The sequence below is a fragment of the Halomonas sp. CSM-2 genome, assembly GCF_002119345.1.
Classification (GTDB): Bacteria; Pseudomonadota; Gammaproteobacteria; order Pseudomonadales; family Halomonadaceae; genus Vreelandella; species Vreelandella janggokensis.
Genome location: NZ_NBYR01000012.1, coordinates 1 through 21987, shown reverse-complemented (window position 1 = coordinate 21987; position 21987 = coordinate 1). Strand labels below are relative to the sequence as shown.

The following is a 21987-nucleotide window of genomic DNA, read 5'->3' as shown; positions in this document are numbered from 1 at the left end:
ATCAGGCGCTCACCTTCAGTGGGGAGGCTGACTCCCTGGCGATGGTGTGGCGATAGTCTTGAATGAGTTCGCTCAGGCCTTCGCTTAGCGTCCATTGCGGACTCAACGATAGCCATTCGGCCAGCCGCTGAGGGTCCCCGTAAGAATGTTGAATATCTTCGGCCTTGGCGGGTAGGTGCTGGGCGGGTAATGAACAACCGGTGAAGTGGTTAAGAAGGTCGATCAGTTCAAGCAGATTAATCCGCTGACCGGTAGCCACGTTGCAAATACCACACTGTTCGCTGAACAGCGCGGTAAGGTTGGCGCGGGCCACATCGCCGACATAGATAAAGTCGCGTGATTGGTGTCCATCGCCATACACGATAGGCGCTTGATGGGCAAGCAGTCTGTCGATAAAGCGCGCCACAACCCCCGCATAGGGCGAGTGCGGATCTTGGCGTGGGCCGTAAACATTGAAATAACGCAGCCCTAAACTGGGTAAGTTGTGCAGGCTTGCCAGCAGGGCGGCATAGCGTTCATCCACCCATTTTTCCAGCCCATAAGGCGATAGCGGCTGCTGACATGACTCTTCGGTCAGGGGCAGCTGTGTTGGCACACCGTAAACGGCGGCAGAAGAAGCGTAAACGAGTTTCGTGACCTTTGCCTGGGCTGCCGATTGCATCACGTTAAGCGCCCCTAGGATATTATGTGTGGCAGAGTCGTAAGGATCTTCAACTGAGCGTGAAACGGATACCTGAGCGGCCAGGTGTAGGCAATGAGTGATTCCCCGCATTGCGGCTGAGACGTCCTCGCGGGATCGGATATCACCTTGCATAACGTCAAGATGTTTGTGTTCAGGCAGGTTGGCCTGGCGACCACTTGAAAAATTGTCCAGCACGCGCACCGAGTAACCGCTTGCCAAAAGTAGGTCGACCGTATGGGAGCCTATAAAGCCTGCACCACCCGTCACAAGAACACGCTTATCGTTGTGATCCAACATGATGTTCCCTTCCCCTTTATTGGCTGATGACGTCTTCGTCACAAGACGTTAATCAGCGCTTTTTTTTGCAACAGTTTGTATCCTTATGTTTAATTCTAATTACAATTAGAAGCAATAGTCGGACTAATGGATTTGCTCACTAACACGGCATGCTTTTCGTCATACTTTGAGCATGGGTAAGGGTATGGGCCTGGGGACGAGTAGGGTGAGAAGAGAGGTGGAGGGGGTGTTATTGTTCGATAAAACAAAGGCCAGCGTAAAAACTGGCCTGGCTAAGGATGAGCAAGCTACAAAATTATTAGCGTAGCGTGATCCGCTCAACGCCCTCCGGGTTGCCTAATAGCAGGATGTCGGCTCCTCGGTCGGCAAATAGACCGTTGGTGACCACGCCCACAATGGCGTTGAGCGTGGCTTCCATGGCGACCGGGTCGTCGATCATGAATTCATAGCAGTCGATAATCTGGTTGCCATTGTCGGTAACCACGCCTTGCCGATACACCGGTTCAGCCCCCAGGGCGACGAGTTGGCGGGCAACGTAGGAGCGTGCCATGGGAATGACTTCCACCGGCAGTGGAAAGTGCCCAAGCTGGCTGACATATTTGGATTGGTCGGCGATGCAAATGAAACGCTCGGCGCAGGCAGCCACGATTTTTTCCCGGGTGAGTGCCGCTCCGCCGCCTTTGATCATTTGTAAGTGAGCATTCACTTCGTCAGCGCCGTCGATGTAAAAGGGCAGTGTTCCAACGCTATTCAACTCGAACACCTCGATGCCCAATGCTTCCAAGCGTTTGGCACTGGCCTCAGAGCTTGCCACCGCTCCCTTGAACTGATCACGTAGCGGCTTTAAGCGGTCGATAAACAGGTTGGCCGTCGAGCCGGTGCCGATTCCCAGCACGGTGTCTTTTTCCAGCCAGGGTTCAATTTCACTGATCGCTTTATCGGCGACGGCGGCCTTGAGTTCGTCTTGGTTCATGGTATGCCTTTTCGCAGGGAAGATTGGACTCGGTGCCCATTATAACGGCCTAAACGCGGCCTGCCGATCAAAACGCTGCTGGACGTCGAACGGCGTAATCTGCTACCAATAGGAGCTTTCCCCGCACCCGTCAGGGTTATGTTCTTTCTTGGAATTTTCCGCATGCTTGAAGCTACCGTCAAAAAGATCCTCCAGGCCCACGTTTACGAAGCCGCTTGTGAAACGCCCATTTCACCTGCTCCTTTTTTGTCGCGTCGTTTCAATAACCAGATTTTAATCAAGCGCGAAGACCTGCAGCCGGTTTTCTCGTTCAAGATCCGTGGGGCCTACAACAAGATGGCCCAGCTCAGCGAAGAACAGAAAGCCAAAGGCGTGATCGCCGCGTCGGCGGGCAACCATGCCCAGGGGCTTGCCATGGCCGCCAAATTGATGGGCGTCAAAGCGGTGATCGTGATGCCACGGATTACCCCAGAGATTAAAGTACAGGCGGTCCGCGCCCGGGGCGCCAAGGTAGTCCTCAAGGGGGATGCCTTTGCTGCCGCCGCTGAGCATGCCCAGGAGCTGATCAAGGAGCACGGCTATACCTATATTCCCCCCTTCGATGATATTGATATTGTCGCCGGCCAGGGCACTGTCGCGGTGGAAATCCTGCGCCAGCAGGCGGGGCGTCTTGATGCTATTTTTGTACCGGTTGGCGGCGGTGGACTGATTGCCGGGATCGCTGCCTACGTTAAATATCTGCGCCCGGATATCAAGGTGATCGGTGTTGAGTCCGAAGACAGCGCCTGCCTGAAAGCGGCATTGGAGGCCGGTGAACGGGTAGTGCTGGACCAGGTGGGTGTTTTTGCTGAAGGTGTTGCCGTGGCGCAGATTGGCGAAGTGCCCTTTTCGCTGGTGAAAGACATTATCGACGATGTGATTACCGTTACCGCCGATGAAATGTGCGCCGCTGTCAAAGATATCTTTGAAGATACCCGCGCCGTCGCGGAAACCTCGGGCGCGCTGTCGCTGGCCGGGTTGAAAAAATATATTCAGCAAACCGGCGCGGAAGGCGAAACCCTGCTGTGCATCAATTCCGGCGCCAACACCAACTTTGACCGTCTACAGCATATTGCCGAGCGGACCGAGCTTGGCGAGCAGCGGGAGGCGATCCTGGCGGTAACGATTGCCGAAAAGCCAGGCAGCTTTAAAAAGTTCTGCCGCACGCTTGGCAAACGCATGGTCACGGAGTTCAGCTACCGCTACGCAGATAACAGCGAAGCGCATATTTTTGTCGGCGTGCAGGTTAAACCCGGCGGCGAAGATCGCCAACTGGTCATCGACAAGCTTCGGGACGGGGGGTATCAGGTCGAGGACTTGACCGACAACGAGCTTGCCAAGTTACACATCCGTCATTTGAGTGGCGGCCGCCCCAGCGAATACTTTGAAGAAGAGCTGTATCGCTTTGAATTTCCTGAGCGTCCAGGGGCCCTGATGAACTTTCTCACCCAACTGCCCCATGACTGGAATATTTCGCTGTTTCATTATCGTAACCACGGGGCCGCTTATGGCCGTGTTCTGGTGGGTATGCAGGTACCTAACGGTGACCGCTCTCACGTCGCCGAGCATCTGGATGCGATTGGCTACCGCTATTGGCGGGAAAGCGATAATCCCGCCTACCGGCTGTTCATGGCTTGATCTTGCGTCGCCAAATATGTGAGCGGTTACTTACAGCGCAGCCCTTCACAAGTCAGTTTGTTAAGAAACAGTGTGCGTTTATTTTTTAATGTCATATAGGGGGTTAAGCCGTTGTCAACGATAGCCTATTGGCCCTATAGTCACAGGCGATATTGATGAAGGGCGTCATCAGGGCAGTATTAGGCTGCTCATCAACGACAGGTAACCAGGATGACGCCTTAAAGTTGACAACTTTAAAGGGGCTGGAGAAGCACTATGCGGCGTAAGAAACCCGATATGGTACTGACACTAATGATTGTGTTTGCGCTCGGGGTATTAGCCACCGGCTACGCGCAGGCGCTTTCGGGAGGTTAAGCCGTAGCGCTGGGGTACGAAAGCGTCACCGGCTCAATGGGCTGGCCCTTACGGGCCAGCCCATTTTTTTAGGTAGCTTATCCTGGGCGAACGATATGCTGGTCACTCACCACGGCGTTTAATGGTATGTCCCAGGGCTCAACAGGGAGGGTATCTACCTGTTGGCAAGCGTGGGCAACACCCAGCAGCGTCGGTTTGGGGCCAGGGCGGCGCATAAAGGCAAGGCTGCGATCGTAAAAGCCGCCGCCCATGCCCATGCGATTGGCCCGGGCATCAAAGCCGACCAACGGTAAGATCACTGTATCCAACGCCCATGCGGGCAAACGACGCTGATGTTTGGCCGCAAAACGGGTATCCGGCTCGGCGATGCCAAAGCGGTTTTTGATCATCGGCGTGTTGGCATGGTAGGCGACAAACCAGAGCGTATTGGCACTGAATGGCCGTAAAACGGGTAGATAAACCGACACTCTTCGTCGACGCAACCAGGGAAGTAGCGGGGTCGGGTCGATTTCACCCATGACAGGTAAGTAAAGACTGATGCGTCTTGCGCGGTGAATTTCGGGAAGGCGCTTAAGCTGCTGACAGAGACGGTGGGCTGCTTCGCGTTGTTCACGCAGCGAGAGCGATTGACGCCGCCGACGCAGTTCACGTCGCAAAGCGCGTTTTTCTTCAGCGCTGTGGAGGCTGTTCATCATTAGTGTTCCCCAGAGTGCCGCTGTCGTTCTGGCCCTGAACCTACTGGTTCAGGTGGGTGGCCGCAGCCAAGCCGTCAGGCTTTCCGACGCACGGACATGCACACGGGCCTGGCTAGCATTTGGCCCCCTAGGTATTACGCATAGGCTCGAGGGACTGTAACGACTGGCGCACACCCCAGAGAACGTCATCATCCTAACAGAGCGGGGCCCAATGCCAAAGGCATGCGTTAAACGGTCTTTACGGCGTGCGGGTTTGTGACAAAGCGTGCTCAAGCCGCTCGTTAAGCCGGTTCAGGCTGGCTTCTCCGGCGCGATGTTCGTCCATGGCTTCAAGCAGCTCGTGGGTAATGTTAAGTGCCGCCATGATCGCAATACGTTCGCTTCCCAGCAGGCTGCTTTGGGCTTGAATCCCTTGCATGGCGCGGTCCAGGTAGCGTGCGGCCCGTTCTAGTTTGGCTTCTTCACCGGGGTCGCAGGCAATCACGTAATCACGCCCTAACAGGCTGATTTCGGTAGTAGGCCGTTTAGTGTTACTCATGACAGGCTCCGGCACGGGTCAAAAGGATGCCCAATGCGTTAACATCACTGCATAGGAAGGACGATGTCGCTCACTATAAGAGAGCCGCTTGCGCGGGGTCAACGCGCAAGCCCGAGCGACCCTAAACCCATCAACGAGTGAAGACGATGTCGCTAATAGACGAACGCCAGGATTTCTCGGATATCGCCGATGTTTTTTTGTTGCACGGGAGTATGCAGTCGCCCGCCTTTCTGGACGGCCGGTTATGCGCACTGCTCGCGCTGCGTGATATGGATGCCCAGGCTTGGCTGGAAGAGGTCTGCTTAAGCCTGGGGGTGGATCAGCCACGCGATTCGGCGAGTGCTGAACGTCTGTTGGGCTGGCGACGGCAAACCCTGGAGGCGCTAAGCGCCAGTGATATGAACTATGCCCCCCTGCTGCCGGATGAGCTGTTCAGCCTGGCTGAGCAGGCCCAGGGCCTGAAGGAGTGGACGCTAGGCTTCATGGAAGTGGTCGACGAAGTGGCCGATGACGCACAGCGAAAGCATTGGTCGCAAACCCTGCGTGAAGCGGTAGAAGACCTTGCCGGGTTAGGCCAGATCGAGACGGATATCGATGATTCCCCGGAAAATGAAAATGACCTCTTTGCGCTGACCGAGCACGCGCGTATGGCTGCCATGCTGCTGTATACCGAGCAACACCCCGGTCAGCCGCAGGTCGAGCAAACTGATACCCCTGTTCATTAATCTGTTTTGGAAAACGCTATGTTGCCTGATGTACTGCCTCGCCCTCCGGCTATCCCGTCAGCGGAATACCAACAGCGGCGCGAGACCCTCATGGCCCAACTTCCGCCGAATGCCGCCGTTATTGTGCCCGGCGCATCGTTGGTAACGCGTTCTCATGACAGTGAGTATGCGTTCCGGCAAAGCAGCGATTTCTACTACCTGACCGGTATTGGCGAGCCGGATGCCCTGCTGGTGCTGTTACCCGGGCGCGAAGCGGGGCAAAGCGTGGTGTTCTGCCAGGACCGTGACCCCACCATGGAAGCCTGGACAGGGCGGCGATTGGGCGCTCAGGGAGTCGTGACAATGCATGGCGTCGATCAGGCGTTCGAGAACGCCGAACGCGAGACATTGTTGCTTGAGCTGTTAGCGGGTCGTGAGTGGCTCTATTTACCGCTTGATCAGGGCGATGCCCTCGATATTGCCGAAGACGCCCTGTCCCAGGCCAAGGCGGGTCAACGTCGCGGTCATCCCATGCTGAAAGGCTGGATGGATATTAGCCCGCTGATACATGCCATGCGTCAGATTAAGAGCGAGTCGGAAATCGCCTTGTTGCGGCACGCCGCGTCAATCTCTGCCCGTGCTCATGTGCGCGCCATGCAGGTAGCGCGCCCTGGGTTAAGCGAATATCAGCTTCAGGCTGAGCTGGAGCATGAGTTTGTCTGGCAGGGTGGCAGCGGACCCGCCTACAGCACGATTGTCGGGAGCGGTGCCAATGCCTGCGTGTTGCACTACATTGAGAACAGTGCACCCCTTGCAGACGGCGAGCTGGTGTTGATCGATGCCGGTGCCGAGTTTGACCTTTACGCGGGCGATATTACCCGCACTTTCCCGGTTTCCGGGCGCTTCAGCGATGCTCAGCGAGTGCTTTACCAGGTGGTGCTTGATGCCCAGGAGCGGGCTGTTGCGGCTGTTCAGCCTGGCACCACCCTCGCCGAAATCCATCAGGGCGTTGTGTCTGACTTGACCACTGGATTGATGGAACTGGGTCTGCTGGAAGGCGATCTGCAAACCTGCATCGACGAGCAGCGCTACCGGCGGTTTTATCTTCATTCGACATCGCACTGGCTGGGGCTGGATGTGCATGATGTGGGCACCTATCGCCTGGACGCAGAAACCCCGTGTCCACTTGAGCCCGGTATGGTGCTGACCGTTGAGCCGGGGCTTTATATTCCCGATGAAGCTGACATTCCGGCCGCGTACCGCGGTATCGGCATCCGTATTGAGGATGACGTGGTGGTTACCGCCCAGGGGCGTGAGGTACTGACCCACCAGGTCCCTAAACGGGTAGCCGATATTGAAGCTCTCATGGCGCCTGATTAAGTCGTTGCAGTGCATTATGTAATTTACGTTACGCAATAAGCGTGGTCCTGTGTCACCAGCGGGAGAGAGTCAATGCAAGCGTCTGGGCAAACGGTAACCCATGACATTGTGATTGTGGGGGGCGGATTAGTCGGCGCAAGTCTGGGCTGTGCTCTGGCGCCCTTGATTGAGCGTTACGGCTGGAAAGTCGCCATTATCGAAGCGGCGCCGTTACCGGCCAAATCACTTGATGAGGCCTGGCAACCCAGTTTCGACGCTCGTGCCAGTGCCATTGCGGAAGGCTCGGCCCAGCGCTTTCGTCAGCTGGGCGTATGGGAGGCCATGCAAACCGAGGCAACGCCCATCAAGCGTATCCATATCAGTGAACGGGGGCGGCTCGGGGCAACCCGGCTCAGTGCCGATGAACTGGGCGTGGATGCGCTGGGTCACGTGATTCCCAATGCCTGGATGGGGCGCGTGCTGCATCAGCGGCTGAATGCATTACCCCTTGAATGGCACTGCCCGGCCAAGGTCGACAACATCACGCCGACGCCCCAAGGGCACGACTTGATGCTGTCTGATGGCAGTCGGCTCCACGGCGCCCTGACAGTGCTGGCGGACGGCGGGCGGTCGGGTTTAAAGGAGCAGCTTGGCATTGGCAGCCGTCGCGAGGCCTATCAGCAAACGGCGCTGATTGCTCATGTGGGCGTTAGCCAGCCACATCAGGGCGTGGCCTATGAGCGGTTTACCCAGGCCGGGCCTATCGCTCTGTTACCCTTGCCAGGGCAGACGATGGAGTTGATCTGGACGCATTCCACCGGGCATGAACAAGCGCGCCTGGATCTATCCGATGGAGACTTCCTGGCGCAGCTGCAAACGGCCTTTGGCGACAGGGTCGGGCGCTTTACCCGAGTGGGCCAGCGCCACAGCTATCCATTGACCTTAATCACTGCCGAGGAGCCCGTTCGGCCTGGGCTTGCGGTGCTGGGCAATGCAGCCCATGCGCTGCACCCGGTGGCCGGTCAAGGCTTTAATCTGGCCCTTCGTGGGGTAATGGACCTGGTCGAGGCACTTGAGAAAGGCGAGTTGGCGAAGCGGCCGTTGGGTGACATGACCACGCTTCAGGCGTTCGAGCGGCAGCGCGCTCAGGACCGAGCCAATGTGATTCGCTTTAGTGATGGCCTGATTCGCCTGTTTGGCATGAACTTACCCTTTTTACCCCATGCCAGAGCCGCCGGCCTGGTGGGGCTCAATATCATCGGGCCATTACGTAAAGGTCTGGCGCGCCGGGCGATGGGACTGGAGCGTTGAGTGCCCCCGGGGCTGCCAGCAGAAGGAGTGTTATGCAGACATCCAATGAGTCAGGTGCACCGGCGGAGAACGGCTTCGACGCCATCGTTGTCGGCGCCGGCATGGTGGGCTCGACGTTGAGCTGGCTATTGGCCGACGCCGGCATGCAGGTGGCGCTGGTAGAAGCGCAAGCACAGCCCCCCTTGCACGAGGTGAGCGGTTTGCCGTCGCCCCGGGTGAGTGCTCTGACACCGGTCTCGCAGCAACTGTTAACCCATATCGGGGCCTGGCCATTAATGGTTAATGCCCGGGTGACCCCTTATCGCTATATGCAGGTATGGGACGCCGAGGGTAGCGGCGAGATAAGCTTTTCCGCCGACGAAGCGGGCGTGTCCGTGTTGGGGCATATCGTCGAGAATGACGTGACGTTATCGGCGTTGCACACAACGCTTCAAGACCAGGGCCGGGTCAGCATATTTTTCGGCACGCCGGTAGATGCCCTGGAGGCTTCAACGTCGGGGCGTCAGTTGCGCTTGGCGAATGGCCAATCGCTGCATGCGCCGTTGGTCGTTGCGGCGGACGGTGCGCGTTCGGTCTTGCGCGACATGGCGGGCATCGACGTGGTCAGCGAGGCGATGGGCCAGGAGGCGCTGGTCACCACGGTGCGCTGCGGCTATCCCCATGGCGATACCGCGCGGCAAGCGTTTATCGACGGGTGTCCGTTGGCATTTTTGCCGCTAACGGTGGAGGGGGACCCTCATTACTGCTCGATTGTGTGGTCGACCACCCCCGCGCATGCCGAAGCGCTGTGCCAGCTTTCCCGAGAGGCGTTGGGGGAAGCCCTGGGCCACGCCCTGGGGGAGCGAATGGGCGCGGTGAGCGTCTGCGATAAAGCGCACCGTTTTGCGTTGGTCCAACGCCATGCAGTGCATTACGTGCAGCCGCATTTTGCACTGGTGGGTGATGCGGCCCATAGCCTTCATCCCCTGGCGGGGCAGGGGGCTAACCTGGGGTTGATGGATGCCGCCGTTTTAGCCGACGAGGTCACCTCGGCCTGGCGGCGGGGGGCACCGTGGGGTGAGCTAAGCACCTTGAGCCGCTATGCCCGCCGTCGGCGCGGTGACAACCGCGCCATGCTGGCACTAATGAAAGGCTTTAAAACCCTGTTCGGCAGCCATGATCCGGCACTGACGCTGGTGCGTAACCTGGGCATGAGCGGCTTGCACCGGCTTACTCCGCTGAAGCGCATGGTAATGCGGCAAGCCACCGGCGAACGCGGCCGCTTGCCGGCTTCGTGCCGTTAATGACGGCGGCGGTCGACCACGTTCAGCGCTTTGAGCAGATTAAGTGCTTCGCTCAACTGGTAGTCTTCGCGCAGGCGCTGTGACACCTCTTCCTGGTCACGCGGGGCCTGTTGGGACTGTAAATGGCCTTCCAGGTCGGATTCGCGGATTTCGCGCCTGCCTTCGGCGACTTCCAGGCGCCCGCGAACCACATCAACGTCGGGTTCGATGCCCTGGGCCTGAATGGAACGGCCTTGCGGCGTATAGTAAAGCGCCGTGGTAAGCTTCAACCCCTCACCATTGCCCAGCGGCATGATCTGCTGTACCGATCCCTTACCGAAACTGTCGGTGCCCATGATCACGCCGCGGCGCTGATCCTGAAGGGCACCGGCGACAATCTCCGCGGCGGAGGCGCTACCGCCATTGATCAGCACGACAAGCGGCACATCCTCTGCTGGCGTATCAGCCGAGGCGGAGAATGATAGCTCGTTGTCGGGAATGCGACCCTCGGTGTAGACAATCAGCCCTTCATCCAGGAACAGGTCCGCCACGCCAACGGCGGCCTGTAAAACCCCGCCGGGGTTATTACGTAAATCGAGCACCAGGCCATCCAGCGGCTGTTCACGGGCCATGCGCTGCAGGGCTTCCCTGGCCTGCTCAGGCGTGCGTGACTGGAACTGGCTGATGCGTAAATAGCCATAGCCGGTTTCCAGCAACTCGTGTTTGACGCTTTCGCTACGGATAATCTCGCGGGTAAGGGTGAACTCGCGAGGGGACTCTTCGCCTGCCCGTAGCACGGAAATGTCCAGCGTTGTATCGGGGTCGCCACGCATCAAGGTCACGGCCTCTTGCAGGGACATGCCCTCGGTGGGGGTGCCATCGATACTGATGATGATATCCCGGGACATCAGCCCCGCCTCTGAGGCCGGGGTATCGTCGATCGGCGTTATGATCATAAGCTGGCCGTTTTCCATACCCACTTCGATGCCGATTCCGCCGAACTCGCCCTCGGTGGATTCGCGCAGGCTTTGATATTCTTCTTTATCCAGATAGGCGGAGTGAGGGTCCAGCTCGCTCAGCATGCCGCGCATGGCGTTGCGGAGTAGAGTGCGGTCTTCGACGTCTTCGACATAGGCGCGCTTGATGCGCTCAAATACCTCGGCAAACGTCTGGATTTCTTCAAGCGGCAGGTCGTCGCTGACGTTATCAACTGTCCCGTCGCTGTCACTACTGGGCTGAGCCAGAAGCGGTAACGGGACCGAAAGTAAAGCGATAGGGAGCAGGGTTGCCAAGAGGCGTTTGGCAAGGGCCGATCCCTCGGTAACAGATAGCGTCATGCAGACTCCGCGAAACGATATTGGTGGGCAGCGCGCGCCGCTACCCCAATGACAACAAGAATTACCCAGCTTATCCCGTCAGCGGCGTGCAATCCAACGTTGTGGGTTAATTGGTTCACCACGCCTGCGGACTTCAAAGTAAAGCGCACTACGTGGCTGACCACCGCTATCGCCAACCCGACCAATCTCGTCGCCGCGCTCGATCTGCTGACCGGGGCGCGCGGTGAACTGCTGCAGGTGGGCGTAGAGCGTCATGATTTGATCACCATGGTCGATAATCAATAAATTGCCAAATCCACGCATCCAGTCGGCAAACACCACACGACCAGGGTGCACGGCGCTAACCGAGGTGCCTGCCGTGGCCTGAATGACGATGCCGTTGTAATGGACACCATCACGGCGCTGAAAAGCCGCCGTGATATCGCCCTGGACCGGCCAGGGCAGATCCCCCTGAGTACGGGCAATATGGGTCGTCGGCGCAGGCTCGTCAAGGCGTGCCAGCTCGGCCTGAATCTCGCGCAGTCGCTGTTCGGCCTGCTCTCGGTCATCATTCAGGGCGGCCAGACGCTCGGCTTCACTGCCATAGCGGTCATCTAGGCTGTTTACGACGCCGCGACGTTCCTGGGTGCGTTCGGCGAGCCGTGCACTTTCGGCTTCCAGTTCTTCGGACAGAGCGTCCAGTCGGTCCTCGCGCTCGGCAAGTGCTTGTTGGGTGTCGGCCAGCGCACTATCCAACCGGGCTATCTCGGCCATGCGCTGCTGACGCGCCTCGGTAAGCCGATTCAAGTAAGCCTGCATGCGGTCAAGTTCGGCGGGGTCGCCCTGATTTAACAGCAGTTTGAGTTGGGGAGTCGGTCCCAACCGGTAAAGCGCTGCCAGCTGTTGGCCGAGGGCATCTGATTGAACTTCGCGGTCTGCCTCAAGGCGGTCGCGATGCTTGCGAAGCTGATTGGTTTCCTCATTGAGCTTGCGGCGCTCGCTTTGTAGCTGATCGAGCCGTTGATGGGTCTCGGCGAGCTCGGTTTCAACCTCGCGCAGCTCGCGTTTGGCCCCTTCGCGAGCTTCATCGGTTTCGCTCAAGCGCTCGGAAAGCGCCTCGATCGCCTGGCCGAGGTTATCCAGTTGCTGGCGTGCCTGGGTTTCGCTGGGCTGGGCAGCGCTGTGCGTAGCGTATAACAGCGCTATCCCAGCCGCTATGCTGACAAGTCGTCGCATCAAGCGGATTAACCGAAGGTGATCAATGGGTGGCCGGTCATCGCTTGAGGAACCTCTTGATTCATCATGCGCAAAAGCGTCGGGGCAAGATCACATAGCCGTCCATCCTCCAGCGCCCCTGGACGTTCTCCAATGTAAACCAGTGGCACCATAAAGGTGGTGTGGGCGGTTTGCGGTGCGCCGGTCTCGGGGTGGACCATCTGCTCGGCGTTGCCATGATCGGCGGTAATCAGGCAGGCCCCGCCCGCGCGCTCAATGGCTTCGACCACGCGTCCCGCGCAGGTATCGACGGTTTCTATGGCTTTTACTGCGGCGTCAAAGTCACCGGTGTGGCCCACCATATCGCCGTTGGCGTAGTTGCATACCATCAGGTCAAAGCGGCCGCTATCGATGGCCTCAACCAACTTGTCGGTAATCTCGACGGCGCTCATTTCGGGCTTTTCGTCGTAAGTTTTCACGTCGCGCGGTGAGGGGACGAGAATACGCTCTTCGCCTTCATATTCGGCTTCATTGCCGCCCGAAAAGAAGAAGGTGACATGGGGGTATTTTTCAGTTTCGGCGATGCGCAGCTGTTTCAAGCCGCGTTTGGCCACGACTTCCCCCAGAGTGTCGTTCAGGTCCGAGGGCGGGAAGGCGGCTGGTGCGGGAATATCGGCGGCGTACTGGGTCATCATGACCAGCCCATCGCCCGCGAGCTTGGGACAGACGCGCCGCTCGAAACCATTGAAGTCAGGCTCGACGAAGGCGCGGGTCAGTTCGCGAGCGCGGTCCGAGCGGAAGTTAAGGAATATTGCCGCGTCGCCATCCTGTAATGTGATGGCCTTGTCTTGGGAGCCGTCACTCAGCGGAATGCTACTGGCGGCCACAAATTCATCGGTTTCACCACGGTCGTAGGCATCGCGCAACGCCGTTTCAGCGCTGGTGGCATAGTAGTCGGCGTGGCCGTCAGTGAGCAGGCGGTAGGCTTGCTCAACACGCTCCCAACGGTTGTCGCGATCCATGGCGTAAAAGCGACCGATGATCGAGGCAACAAAGCCGTTGTCAGCCCCTACCAGCTCAGCCAGACGGGCGTTGGCACGCTCTATGGAGCGCAACGCGCTTTGTGGCGGCATATCCCGGCCGTCCAGGAAGGCGTGAACATAGATACGCTGGGCGCCGCGGCGGGCCGCCAGCTCCGCCATGGCGATAAAGTGGTCCTCGTGACTGTGAACGCCACCGGGCGAAAGCAGCCCCAGCAGGTGAACGGGACGTCCGTTGGTCACTGCCTCGTCGATGGGCCGGGTCAGCACGTCAATGGTGTCCAGGTCGCCGTCTTCAATTGCCTTGGTGATGCGGGTAAAGTCCTGGTAAACAATGCGGCCGGCACCCAGGTTCATGTGGCCCACTTCGGAGTTCCCCATTTGCCCGTCAGGTAGCCCGACGTGGCGCCCATCCGTGTGGACAAAGGCATGTGGTCGGTCAGCCCAGAGTTTATCCATTACCGGTGTGTTGGCGGCAGCTACTGCATTGTGCGCGTTGTCGGGGTTGTGGCCGTAGCCGTCTAAAATAATTAACGCGACGGGGCGGGGAGTGCTTGCAGTGTCCATAAAATTTCTCCTGATGAGTGGCGAACCGGACGGCATAAAGCCAATCGGGGTCGCGACTAATGCATGCTTGGGGCATCATAACGCAGCCAGTGGCTGAGCGTCATGAATAGGGCCTGTTGACGTTTCACGCATGGCCGCGCTGGTGCTCGTTTTTATTCGCGGCCTGCGCGCGCTGGCGTCAGACGTGTATACTTGTCGCGTTCTAATGGTGGCAATGCCGCTTTTTTCTGTATTGACCAAGAGATTGTGTCGCGATGATCGATCAGCTGTTCGAATTCGTAATGAATCACCCCCTATTGGTAGGGGCGTTTGTGCTGGCGCTGATTGCGTGGATTGTGTACGAAACACGCAGCGCCTCAACCCATGCGCTAACGGCCACTGAGGCCACGCAGCTCATTAACCGTGAAGACGCCGTTGTACTGGATATCCGTGAAAGTAAAGACTTTAAAACGGGGCATATTGCCGGTGCGCGGAATATTCCCCAGAGCAGCCTTGATAGCCGCATGAATGAGCTGAATAAAGTGAAAGACAAGCCGATCATTGTGGCGTGTAAACATGGACAAAGTTCAGGTGCTGCCCAGGCGAAGCTTGCGAAAGCAGGCTTTGAACGCGCCTTTAAATTAAAAGGTGGCATGGCGCAGTGGCAGGCTGACGGCCTTCCGGTGGTTAAAAAGTAAGCGTCGATACGCACGTTACTTATTGCATGAACGATTGCACTGACTATTGCATCAACAACGAGGAGTTCTCACATGGCGGAAGATAACAACACCCCGCAGGCTGGCGCGCAAGCCGACGACAAACCGCAGCTCAAATTTTCGCTGCAACGTATTTACGTAAAAGATATTTCGTTTGAAGCGCCCAATTCGCCGTCGGTGTTCCAGGACGCGTTCAAGCCCAAGGTCAACCTCGACCTTAATACCAGTAGCAAAAAAATTGCCGATGACCAGTATGAAGTGGTCGTTAAAGTGACGGCGCAGGTTAACGACAAAGAAACCGGTACGACTTCCTTTTTGGCGGAAGTTGAGCAGGCAGGCCTGTTCCGTATCTCCGGTATCGAAGGTGCCCAGTTGGATCAAACCTTGGGTGCCTTCTGCCCGAACCTGCTGTTCCCCTACGCCCGCGAATGCGTGGATAATCTGGTCAACCGTGGTGGCTTCCCGCCGCTGATGCTGGCGCCGGTGAATTTTGAAGCGATGTACGCGCAGCGTAAGCAACGCGAGAAACAACAAGCTGACCAGGCTGAAGCGAATACGCACTAAATGATGTTGGCGACCGACTGGTACGCCCGGCACGGGAAAATGCCGCGCCTTTATGTCCCCGGGGTGTTTCGCCCAGGCGATGAGGTGGTGCTCCCGGAAGGCCCTGCGCGACATGTGACACGGGTGTTGCGGTTGGGTGAAGGCTCGCCCCTGGTGCTGTTCGATGGCAATGGCCATGAGGCGGGTGTGCGCCTTGTCGACGTAGGCCGCAAGCAGACAACGGTGGGTATTGAGGCTGTTTGGCCGGGTAACGGTGAATCGCCGCTGGCCGTGCATCTAGGCCAGGCAATTTCCAAAGGCGACCGGATGGATTATGCCATTCAGAAGGCCGTCGAGCTTGGCGTGTCTGCCATCACTCCGCTGTATACCGAGCGGGGTGATGTGCGCCTTAAAGGCGACAGGGAAGCCAAAAAGCTGGCCCATTGGCAGGCGGTGGCTGCCAGCGCCTGTGAGCAGAGCGGGCGTGCGTTCGTGCCGCCGGTCAACCCGCCCATCACCCTCAAGGCATGGCTTGAGGCGCGCCAGGAGCCGCTGCGTTTAATGCTGCATCTGGCGACTGGCCATGCCTTCGATCGCCAAGACCGTCCCACGTCGGCTGCATTGCTTATCGGCCCGGAAGGCGGTTTGAGCGAGAGTGATATTGATGCCGCCCAAAATGCTGCCTTTAAACCGCTAACACTCGGCCCACGGGTTTTGCGTACGGAGACGGCGCCGGTGGTGGCGTTAACCCTTCTTCAGCATTACCTAGGCGATTTGTAAGCCTTCCTCTCTACTACTTTGCCTTGCGTTACCAAGCCCCCATAATGAAAGCCTATTTATTGTAAGGACGGCACCCATGGTCCGTGAGCCTCACTCTTCCTCCCGACCCGCCAGCGATGCATCTGCTCAACTGGGTGAAGTGGCCTACTTAACCGTTACCGCGGTGAACAACACTGGCGCCTTTTTGCGCTGGGGGCCCTCCAAGGATGTGCTGCTGCCCTACAGCGAGCAGCGTTTTCGCCCCGACCCCGGCAAACGCGTGTTGGTTATGCTGTATAGCGACGATCAGGGGCGGCCCGTGGCCACCATGCGCCTGGATCGGTTTTTAACCGATGATGCCTGGGCACTGGATACGGGTGACCAAGTGGCCGTAGTGGTCGCCGACCGCACCGATCTGGGCATGAAAGTCGTCGTCAATCACCGCTATTGGGGGTTGATCTACCAGGACGATATCAGCCAGCCGCTGCGTCGCGGCCAGTCGTTAACAGGGTATGTCAAGCAGCGTCGTGAAGACGGACGGGTGGATATTTCGCTGCTGCCGCCCGGCGCTGCCCGCTTGGACGTGGTAGGTGACCAAGTGCTCAAGGCGCTGCGCGAGAGCGGCGGTTACCTGGCATTGGGGGATAAAAGTACCGCTCACGATATCAAGGCGCGGCTGGGTGTGAGCAAGAGCGCCTACAAGCAGGCGATTGGGCGACTTTACAAGCAACAGCTGATTACGCTTGAGCCTAACGCCATACGCCTAGTGCCCGGTGCGCTCAGCGAGTAATACGTCTCGCGGTTGGAGCCTGAGAAGCAGTGCGGCATACTGCCCACCTATATGTTCATGTATGGATTGTGCCCCGATGAGTCAGTCAACATTGCACCTTGGTGTCGTGATGGATCCCATCAGCGACATCGCTTACAAGAAAGATACCACCATGGCGATGCTATGGGCGGCCCAGGACCGCGGCTATACGTTGCATTACATGGAGCAGGAAGATCTTTTCTTGAATGCAGGGCAGGCATACGCGCGCATGCGACCGCTGACGGTTTATCGAGATCCCGCGCATTGGTATGAACTGGGTGAACCCTCAGCCCGGCCGATCAATGAGCTTGACGCGGTATTGATGCGCAAAGACCCGCCGGTGGATGCGGATTTTACCAACGCGGTTCATCTGCTCGGCTTTGCTGAACGAGAGGGCGTGTTGATTGTCAATCCGACAGATGCCCTGTTGCAGTGTAATGAAAAGCTATTTGCCCAGCAGTTTCCGCAGTGCTGCGCGCCGACGCTTGTGGCCAGCCGGGCCGACGTGTTGCGCGCCTTTCACGCCGAGCATGGCGATGTGATCTTCAAGCCATTGGATGGCATGGGCGGTACCGGTATCTTTCACATTGGTCCCGAGGGGCGCAATATCGGTGCCGTGATCGAGCAGCTTACCCTGCGCGGCCAGCGCCAGATCATGGCGCAGCGTTATCTGCCCGCCATCAAGGAAGGCGACACACGGATTCTGCTAGTCGATGGCGAACCGGTACCCTATGGTCTGGCCCGCATTCCTTCAGCGGGGGAAACACGCGGTAACCTGGCTGCCGGTGGGCGCGGCGTGAGTCGCGAGCTGACCAGGCGAGACCAGTGGCTTGTTGAGCAAGTGCAGCCCATGATCCGCGAAAAAGGATTGATGTTCGTCGGTCTGGATGTGATCGGCGATTATATTACCGAGATTAACGTGACAAGCCCCACCTGCGTGCGCGAAATCGACGATCAGCGTGGCACGGATATCGCAGGGTTGCTGCTGGACGCCATAGAACGTCGCCTTGCTGCATAAGCGGCTCTTTATTGCTCTGTCGCGACTTATTTACTGATTTTTTAGGCTGGCTGATGTTGTCAGTTGGCCGCAGGAGACGCATGCAAAGTTTAAAGCATCATTTCTTGATGGCGATGCCGCACCAGGACGATCCCAATTTTGCGGGGAGCCTGATCTACCTGTGCGACCATGATCACAATGGTTGCATGGGTGTGATTGCCAACCGCCCCTTGGAGATCACCCTCGATGCGCTCTTCGAGCAACTGGAATTAGGGGGAGATAATAGCCCCTACCGCAACTCGCCGGTGTATTACGGTGGGCCGATGCATAAAGATCGCGGCTTTATTCTCCATACCGGGGATAGTCAGGCATGGGATTCCAGCCTTCAGGTTGAAGACAACATTTCGCTCACGACGTCGATGGATATCTTGCAGGCATTGGCGAACGGTGAAGGCCCTGAACAGTTTCTGGTCTGCCTGGGTTGTGCCGGCTGGGAAGTGGGGCAGCTTGAAGAAGAGTTAAAAGAAAACGCCTGGTTGACGGTGGAGGGTCAGGCATCCGTACTATTTGATACGCCACCTGCCGAACGCCTCGCCGCGGCGGCAGGCATTCTCGGGGTGGATCTTAACCTGATGACCCGTGATGCAGGCCACGCCTGATGGTTGAGAATAATGACTGAAAGCGGTCAGCGCCTTGTGCTGGCGTTTGATTTTGGTACACGGCGCATTGGCGTGGCTGTCGGCAATGAGATGCTGAACAGTGCTCGTGAGCTTGCTCCTCTCACCGCACGCGACGGTATTCCCGATTGGGAGCTGGTGACGCGCCTTGTCAAGGAGTGGCAACCCGATCTGTTTGTTGTCGGCTTGCCGCTCAATATGGATGGCACCGAGTCGGCCATGAGCCTTCGCGCGCGCAAGTTCGGTAATCGACTTCACGGGCGCTTCGGTAAACCTTGTGAAATGGTCGACGAGCGTGGCTCTACCCAGGAAGCGAAGCACATCGCCCGCGCGGCGGGACACCGTGGCAACTACCGTGAAGAGAGTGTCGACGGTATCGCCGCGGTGTTGATTCTGGAAGGCTGGTTTGCCCACCAGGAAGGACTTCCCGGTGGGCGCATATCCCGCTGAAGGTAGGCTAACGGTCGAGCGTGCCCGTCTGGGCGGGGACAAACCAACGTACGGGGCGCATTTCCTTTTCAACCAGCTCGTCAACCTCAAGTAGCGTTGCGAAGATGGCCATGCGCATGGGAATGCCGTTATCGGTTTGGCGGAAGATGGCTAGCCGAGGATCGCCGTTTAGATCCACGTTCAAGTCATTTGCTCCAGGGCGGCTATCGCGGGGCAGCGGATGCATGACGATGGTGTTGTCGCTACAGCGCTGGTCCAGGAAATCGCGGTTAACCATAAAGTCATTCGAAAGGCCCTGAAAACTCTCGTTCATCTCGTCGGTAAAGCGCTCCTTCTGAATCCGGGTAGCGTACACCACATCCAAATCCGAGAAGTCGCTGGCCAGCGAGTTGCGCTGTTCAATACGGTGGCCACGAGATGTGACGAGGTCTACCAGTTGTGCAGGCATTTCAAGGCCCGGCGGCGATACCAGGGTAATGCGTAGCGGTCCGTAGAGTGACAAGAGCTTGATCAGAGAGTGCACGGTACGGCCGTACTTTAAATCGCCGGTGAGCAGAATGTGGGCACCGCTCAGTGATTTACCCAAGCGCTGAAACTCTTTATCGATGGTGTAGATATCCAGTAGCGCTTGGCTGGGGTGTTCACCGGGACCATCGCCGCCGTTGATCACAGGGACATTTGTCGCCGCAGCAAATTCTGCCACAGACCCCTGGTCCGGGTGGCGCATGACAATGGCGTCGCAATACCCACTCATCACGCGGCTGGTATCGTACAGCGACTCTCCCTTGGCCATCGACGAAAAGGTAAAGCCGGTGGTGTCGCACACGCTGCCGCCCAGCCGGCAAAAGGCGGCATTGAAGCTCACGCGGGTACGCGTACTGGCCTCAAAAAACAGGTTGCCAAGAACTGCCCCCTCTAAAACACGGGTAACCTGGCGGCGCTGTGCAATCGGCTCCATACGTGCGGCAATGCGCAGTAAATGGTCAACGCGTTCGCGATTTAATGAATCGACAGTTAACAGGTGCTGACGCTGGCTCATCACGGACCTCGGCAATAAAGTAAATGCCGCTAGTGTAACCGCCAATTGGCCTGTCGCCGAAGCGCTTTCACGGCGGATAGTGTCTAGCCATAAAACTTTTTCGTATAATCCCTTGCGTCCTCGTCAGCAAAGCCGTAAAGTACGCATCCGCTGCCGGGGACGCCCAGCGTTGCCAGCGGTGAATGAGGTGTAAAAACCTCGGTTTGTCAGTAGGTTAGGCAAATAGCAGGAAGGAAAGTTGAGTTAAACATTTCCTTCGCTTCTGCCAAACAGCCGTTGACAAACATTGGAAAGTGCGTAGAATACGCCTTCCTCGCTTAGCAGCGGCCACGTCAGGTTTTGAGGCCCGCAAGCGAAACGCTCTTTAATAATGTGATCAGGTAATTCATGTGGGCGCTTGCCGATGAGGGTGATAAATCACCAAYTATCAAGGCAAGCGACTCGTCCAAGGTCTTCGGAYCTTGAGAGAACGTTTGAAAACCTTGAGCCAAGTTTGATCCGCTTTTGTTACTTTCGAGTGACAAGTAAGGATCACAATGATTGTAAACTGAAGAGTTTGATCATGGCTCAGATTGAACGCTGGCGGCAGGCCTAACACATGCAAGTCGAGCGGTAACAGGTCCAGCTTGCTGGAYGCTGACGAGCGGCGGACGGGTGAGTAACGCATAGGAATCTACCCGGTAGTGGGGGATAACCTGGGGAAACCCAGGCTAATACCGCATACGTCCTACGGGAGAAAGGGGGCTTMGGCTCCCGCTATTGGATGAGCCTATGCCGGATTAGCTGGTTGGTGAGGTAATGGCTCACCAAGGCGACGATCCGTAGCTGGTCTGAGAGGATGATCAGCCACATCGGGACTGAGACACGGCCCGAACTCCTACGGGAGGCAGCAGTGGGGAATATTGGACAATGGGGGCAACCCTGATCCAGCCATGCCGCGTGTGTGAAGAAGGCCCTCGGGTTGTAAAGCACTTTCAGCGAGGAAGAACGCCTGTCGGTTAATACCCGGCAGGAAAGACATCACTCGCAGAAGAAGCACCGGCTAACTCCGTGCCAGCAGCCGCGGTAATACGGAGGGTGCAAGCGTTAATCGGAATTACTGGGCGTAAAGCGCGCGTAGGTGGCTTGATAAGCCGGTTGTGAAAGCCCCGGGCTCAACCTGGGAACGGCATCCGGAACTATTAGGCTAGAGTGCAGGAGAGGAAGGTAGAATTCCCGGTGTAGCGGTGAAATGCGTAGAGATCGGGAGGAATACCAGTGGCGAAGGCGGCCTTCTGGACTGACACTGACACTGAGGTGCGAAAGCGTGGGTAGCAAACAGGATTAGATACCCTGGTAGTCCACGCCGTAAACGATGTCGACCAGCCGTTGGGTGCCTAGCGCACTTTGTGGCGAAGTTAACGCGATAAGTCGACCGCCTGGGGAGTACGGCCGCAAGGTTAAAACTCAAATGAATTGACGGGGGCCCGCACAAGCGGTGGAGCATGTGGTTTAATTCGATGCAACGCGAAGAACCTTACCTACCCTTGACATCCTGCGAACTTGTGAGAGATCACTTGGTGCCTTCGGGAGCGCAGAGACAGGTGCTGCATGGCTGTCGTCAGCTCGTGTTGTGAAATGTTGGGTTAAGTCCCGTAACGAGCGCAACCCTTGTCCCTATTTGCCAGCGATTCGGTCGGGAACTCTAGGGAGACTGCCGGTGACAAACCGGAGGAAGGTGGGGACGACGTCAAGTCATCATGGCCCTTACGGGTAGGGCTACACACGTGCTACAATGGCCGGTACAAAGGGCTGCGAGCTCGCGAGAGTCAGCGAATCCCTTAAAGCCGGTCTCAGTCCGGATCGGAGTCTGCAACTCGACTCCGTGAAGTCGGAATCGCTAGTAATCGTGCATCAGAATGGCACGGTGAATACGTTCCCGGGCCTTGTACACACCGCCCGTCACACCATGGGAGTGGACTGCACCAGAAGTGGTTAGCCTAACGTTGGAGGGCGATCACCACGGTGTGGTTCATGACTGGGGTGAAGT

General features: G+C 57.6%; 20 protein-coding genes, 1 rRNA gene and 1 other RNA gene. 13 read left to right on the top strand and 9 right to left on the bottom strand.

All coding sequences use genetic code 11. From position 1 onward, the window contains the following. Position 1: 1 nt before the first annotated feature. Positions 2–979: an NAD-dependent epimerase/dehydratase family protein gene (locus B7L15_RS11655; protein ID WP_085919142.1), complete on the bottom strand. Its 978-nt coding sequence runs from the start codon at positions 977–979 to the stop codon at positions 2–4. A gap of 298 nt (positions 980–1277) precedes the next feature. Further along, entirely contained in the window at positions 1278–1952 is a 675-nt protein-coding gene (gene rpiA, locus B7L15_RS11650; RefSeq protein WP_085919141.1) for a ribose-5-phosphate isomerase RpiA, read from the bottom strand. Between the two features lie 162 nt (positions 1953–2114). Between rpiA and ilvA the strand changes: the two genes are divergently transcribed. Then, entirely contained in the window at positions 2115–3629 is a 1515-nt protein-coding gene (gene ilvA, locus B7L15_RS11645; protein ID WP_085919231.1) for a threonine ammonia-lyase, biosynthetic, read from the top strand. A gap of 431 nt (positions 3630–4060) precedes the next feature. Here the strand turns inward: ilvA and B7L15_RS11640 are convergent, their stop codons facing one another. From B7L15_RS11640 to B7L15_RS11630, 3 genes are all read right to left on the bottom strand, one after another. Next, complete coding sequence (locus B7L15_RS11640) at positions 4061–4675, bottom strand: 5-formyltetrahydrofolate cyclo-ligase (protein ID WP_085919230.1); 615 nt, start codon at positions 4673–4675, stop codon at positions 4061–4063. 5 nt (positions 4676–4680) lie between these two features. Continuing rightward, positions 4681–4863, bottom strand: a non-coding RNA gene (ssrS, locus tag B7L15_RS11635) — 6S RNA. Positions 4864–4916: 53 nt separating this feature from the next. Then, complete coding sequence (locus tag B7L15_RS11630) at positions 4917–5216, bottom strand: cell division protein ZapA (protein ID WP_085919140.1); 300 nt, start codon at positions 5214–5216, stop codon at positions 4917–4919. 146 nt (positions 5217–5362) lie between these two features. On the opposite strand from B7L15_RS11630, the gene B7L15_RS11625 reads away from it, so the two are divergent. The 4 genes from B7L15_RS11625 (at position 5363) to B7L15_RS11610 (ending at position 9873) form a co-directional block, all read left to right on the top strand. Then, entirely contained in the window at positions 5363–5941 is a 579-nt protein-coding gene (locus B7L15_RS11625; protein ID WP_085919139.1) for a UPF0149 family protein, read from the top strand. 18 nt (positions 5942–5959) lie between these two features. Further along, positions 5960–7300, top strand: a complete 1341-nt coding sequence (gene pepP, locus B7L15_RS11620; protein ID WP_085919138.1) for a Xaa-Pro aminopeptidase — start codon at positions 5960–5962, stop codon at positions 7298–7300. 72 nt (positions 7301–7372) lie between these two features. Further along, positions 7373–8590 (top strand): 2-octaprenyl-6-methoxyphenyl hydroxylase, encoded by a 1218-nt coding sequence (gene ubiH / locus B7L15_RS11615; RefSeq protein WP_085919137.1) that lies wholly within the window; start codon positions 7373–7375, stop codon positions 8588–8590. Between the two features lie 32 nt (positions 8591–8622). After that, a complete protein-coding gene (locus tag B7L15_RS11610; protein ID WP_085919136.1) occupies positions 8623–9873 on the top strand; it encodes a UbiH/UbiF/VisC/COQ6 family ubiquinone biosynthesis hydroxylase in 1251 nt (416 codons plus the stop codon). Here the strand turns inward: B7L15_RS11610 and B7L15_RS11605 are convergent. The 3 genes from B7L15_RS11605 to gpmI all read right to left on the bottom strand — a co-directional run bounded on the left by B7L15_RS11605 (position 9870) and on the right by gpmI (position 13990). Next, positions 9870–11189: a S41 family peptidase gene (locus B7L15_RS11605; protein ID WP_085919135.1), complete on the bottom strand. Its 1320-nt coding sequence runs from the start codon at positions 11187–11189 to the stop codon at positions 9870–9872. The two genes, B7L15_RS11610 and B7L15_RS11605, sit on opposite strands and share 4 nt — an antisense overlap. Before the next feature lie 78 nt (positions 11190–11267). Continuing rightward, positions 11268–12404 (bottom strand): murein hydrolase activator EnvC family protein, encoded by a 1137-nt coding sequence (locus tag B7L15_RS11600; RefSeq protein ID WP_085919134.1) that lies wholly within the window; start codon positions 12402–12404, stop codon positions 11268–11270. An 8-nt stretch (positions 12405–12412) separates the two neighbouring features. Beyond that, a complete protein-coding gene (gene gpmI / locus B7L15_RS11595) occupies positions 12413–13990 on the bottom strand; it encodes a 2,3-bisphosphoglycerate-independent phosphoglycerate mutase (RefSeq protein ID WP_085919133.1) in 1578 nt (525 codons plus the stop codon). A gap of 254 nt (positions 13991–14244) precedes the next feature. Between gpmI and B7L15_RS11590 the strand changes: the two genes are divergently transcribed. The 7 genes from B7L15_RS11590 to ruvX all read left to right on the top strand — a co-directional run bounded on the left by B7L15_RS11590 (position 14245) and on the right by ruvX (position 18919). After that, the gene (locus B7L15_RS11590; protein WP_085919132.1) at positions 14245–14667 is read left to right on the top strand and encodes a rhodanese-like domain-containing protein; all 423 of its coding nucleotides are present in this window, start codon (positions 14245–14247) and stop codon (positions 14665–14667) included. Between the two features lie 72 nt (positions 14668–14739). Beyond that, entirely contained in the window at positions 14740–15249 is a 510-nt protein-coding gene (secB, locus tag B7L15_RS11585) for a protein-export chaperone SecB (RefSeq protein WP_085919131.1), read from the top strand. Positions 15250–15252: 3 nt separating this feature from the next. Further along, on the top strand, positions 15253–16008 hold the full coding sequence (locus B7L15_RS11580) for a 16S rRNA (uracil(1498)-N(3))-methyltransferase (RefSeq protein ID WP_085919229.1): 756 nt from the start codon (positions 15253–15255) through the stop codon (positions 16006–16008). Between the two features lie 76 nt (positions 16009–16084). Continuing rightward, positions 16085–16777 (top strand): CvfB family protein, encoded by a 693-nt coding sequence (locus B7L15_RS11575; protein WP_085919130.1) that lies wholly within the window; start codon positions 16085–16087, stop codon positions 16775–16777. A gap of 76 nt (positions 16778–16853) precedes the next feature. Then, complete coding sequence (gene gshB / locus B7L15_RS11570) at positions 16854–17813, top strand: glutathione synthase (RefSeq protein ID WP_085919129.1); 960 nt, start codon at positions 16854–16856, stop codon at positions 17811–17813. A gap of 80 nt (positions 17814–17893) precedes the next feature. Further along, positions 17894–18451 (top strand): YqgE/AlgH family protein, encoded by a 558-nt coding sequence (locus B7L15_RS11565; protein ID WP_085919128.1) that lies wholly within the window; start codon positions 17894–17896, stop codon positions 18449–18451. A gap of 12 nt (positions 18452–18463) precedes the next feature. After that, the gene (gene ruvX, locus B7L15_RS11560; protein ID WP_085919127.1) at positions 18464–18919 is read left to right on the top strand and encodes a Holliday junction resolvase RuvX; all 456 of its coding nucleotides are present in this window, start codon (positions 18464–18466) and stop codon (positions 18917–18919) included. 7 nt (positions 18920–18926) lie between these two features. On the opposite strand, the gene B7L15_RS11555 is transcribed toward ruvX, so the two are convergent. Beyond that, positions 18927–20003 carry an aspartate carbamoyltransferase gene (locus B7L15_RS11555; RefSeq protein WP_085919126.1) on the bottom strand — a complete coding sequence of 359 codons (1077 nt, stop codon included), beginning with the start codon at positions 20001–20003 and terminating at the stop codon, positions 18927–18929. Between the two features lie 499 nt (positions 20004–20502). Here B7L15_RS11555 and B7L15_RS11550 point away from each other — a divergent pair. After that, positions 20503–21987, top strand: a 16S ribosomal RNA gene (locus B7L15_RS11550); the annotation flags it as partial.

What these genes read in the sequence shown, in the direction of transcription:
- B7L15_RS11655 (WP_085919142.1), bottom strand. Translation starts at nt 979, where the DNA reads ATGTTGGATCACAACGATAAGCGTGTTCTTGTGACGGGTGGTGCAGGC.
- rpiA (WP_085919141.1), bottom strand. Translation starts at nt 1,952, where the DNA reads ATGAACCAAGACGAACTCAAGGCCGCCGTCGCCGATAAAGCGATCAGT.
- ilvA (WP_085919231.1), top strand. Translation starts at nt 2,115, where the DNA reads ATGCTTGAAGCTACCGTCAAAAAGATCCTCCAGGCCCACGTTTACGAA.
- B7L15_RS11640 (WP_085919230.1), bottom strand. Translation starts at nt 4,675, where the DNA reads ATGAACAGCCTCCACAGCGCTGAAGAAAAACGCGCTTTGCGACGTGAA.
- B7L15_RS11630 (WP_085919140.1), bottom strand. Translation starts at nt 5,216, where the DNA reads ATGAGTAACACTAAACGGCCTACTACCGAAATCAGCCTGTTAGGGCGT.
- B7L15_RS11625 (WP_085919139.1), top strand. Translation starts at nt 5,363, where the DNA reads ATGTCGCTAATAGACGAACGCCAGGATTTCTCGGATATCGCCGATGTT.
- pepP (WP_085919138.1), top strand. Translation starts at nt 5,960, where the DNA reads ATGTTGCCTGATGTACTGCCTCGCCCTCCGGCTATCCCGTCAGCGGAA.
- ubiH (WP_085919137.1), top strand. Translation starts at nt 7,373, where the DNA reads ATGCAAGCGTCTGGGCAAACGGTAACCCATGACATTGTGATTGTGGGG.
- B7L15_RS11610 (WP_085919136.1), top strand. Translation starts at nt 8,623, where the DNA reads ATGCAGACATCCAATGAGTCAGGTGCACCGGCGGAGAACGGCTTCGAC.
- B7L15_RS11605 (WP_085919135.1), bottom strand. Translation starts at nt 11,189, where the DNA reads ATGACGCTATCTGTTACCGAGGGATCGGCCCTTGCCAAACGCCTCTTG.
- B7L15_RS11600 (WP_085919134.1), bottom strand. Translation starts at nt 12,404, where the DNA reads ATGCGACGACTTGTCAGCATAGCGGCTGGGATAGCGCTGTTATACGCT.
- gpmI (WP_085919133.1), bottom strand. Translation starts at nt 13,990, where the DNA reads ATGGACACTGCAAGCACTCCCCGCCCCGTCGCGTTAATTATTTTAGAC.
- B7L15_RS11590 (WP_085919132.1), top strand. Translation starts at nt 14,245, where the DNA reads ATGATCGATCAGCTGTTCGAATTCGTAATGAATCACCCCCTATTGGTA.
- secB (WP_085919131.1), top strand. Translation starts at nt 14,740, where the DNA reads ATGGCGGAAGATAACAACACCCCGCAGGCTGGCGCGCAAGCCGACGAC.
- B7L15_RS11580 (WP_085919229.1), top strand. Translation starts at nt 15,253, where the DNA reads ATGTTGGCGACCGACTGGTACGCCCGGCACGGGAAAATGCCGCGCCTT.
- B7L15_RS11575 (WP_085919130.1), top strand. Translation starts at nt 16,085, where the DNA reads ATGGTCCGTGAGCCTCACTCTTCCTCCCGACCCGCCAGCGATGCATCT.
- gshB (WP_085919129.1), top strand. Translation starts at nt 16,854, where the DNA reads ATGAGTCAGTCAACATTGCACCTTGGTGTCGTGATGGATCCCATCAGC.
- B7L15_RS11565 (WP_085919128.1), top strand. Translation starts at nt 17,894, where the DNA reads ATGCAAAGTTTAAAGCATCATTTCTTGATGGCGATGCCGCACCAGGAC.
- ruvX (WP_085919127.1), top strand. Translation starts at nt 18,464, where the DNA reads ATGACTGAAAGCGGTCAGCGCCTTGTGCTGGCGTTTGATTTTGGTACA.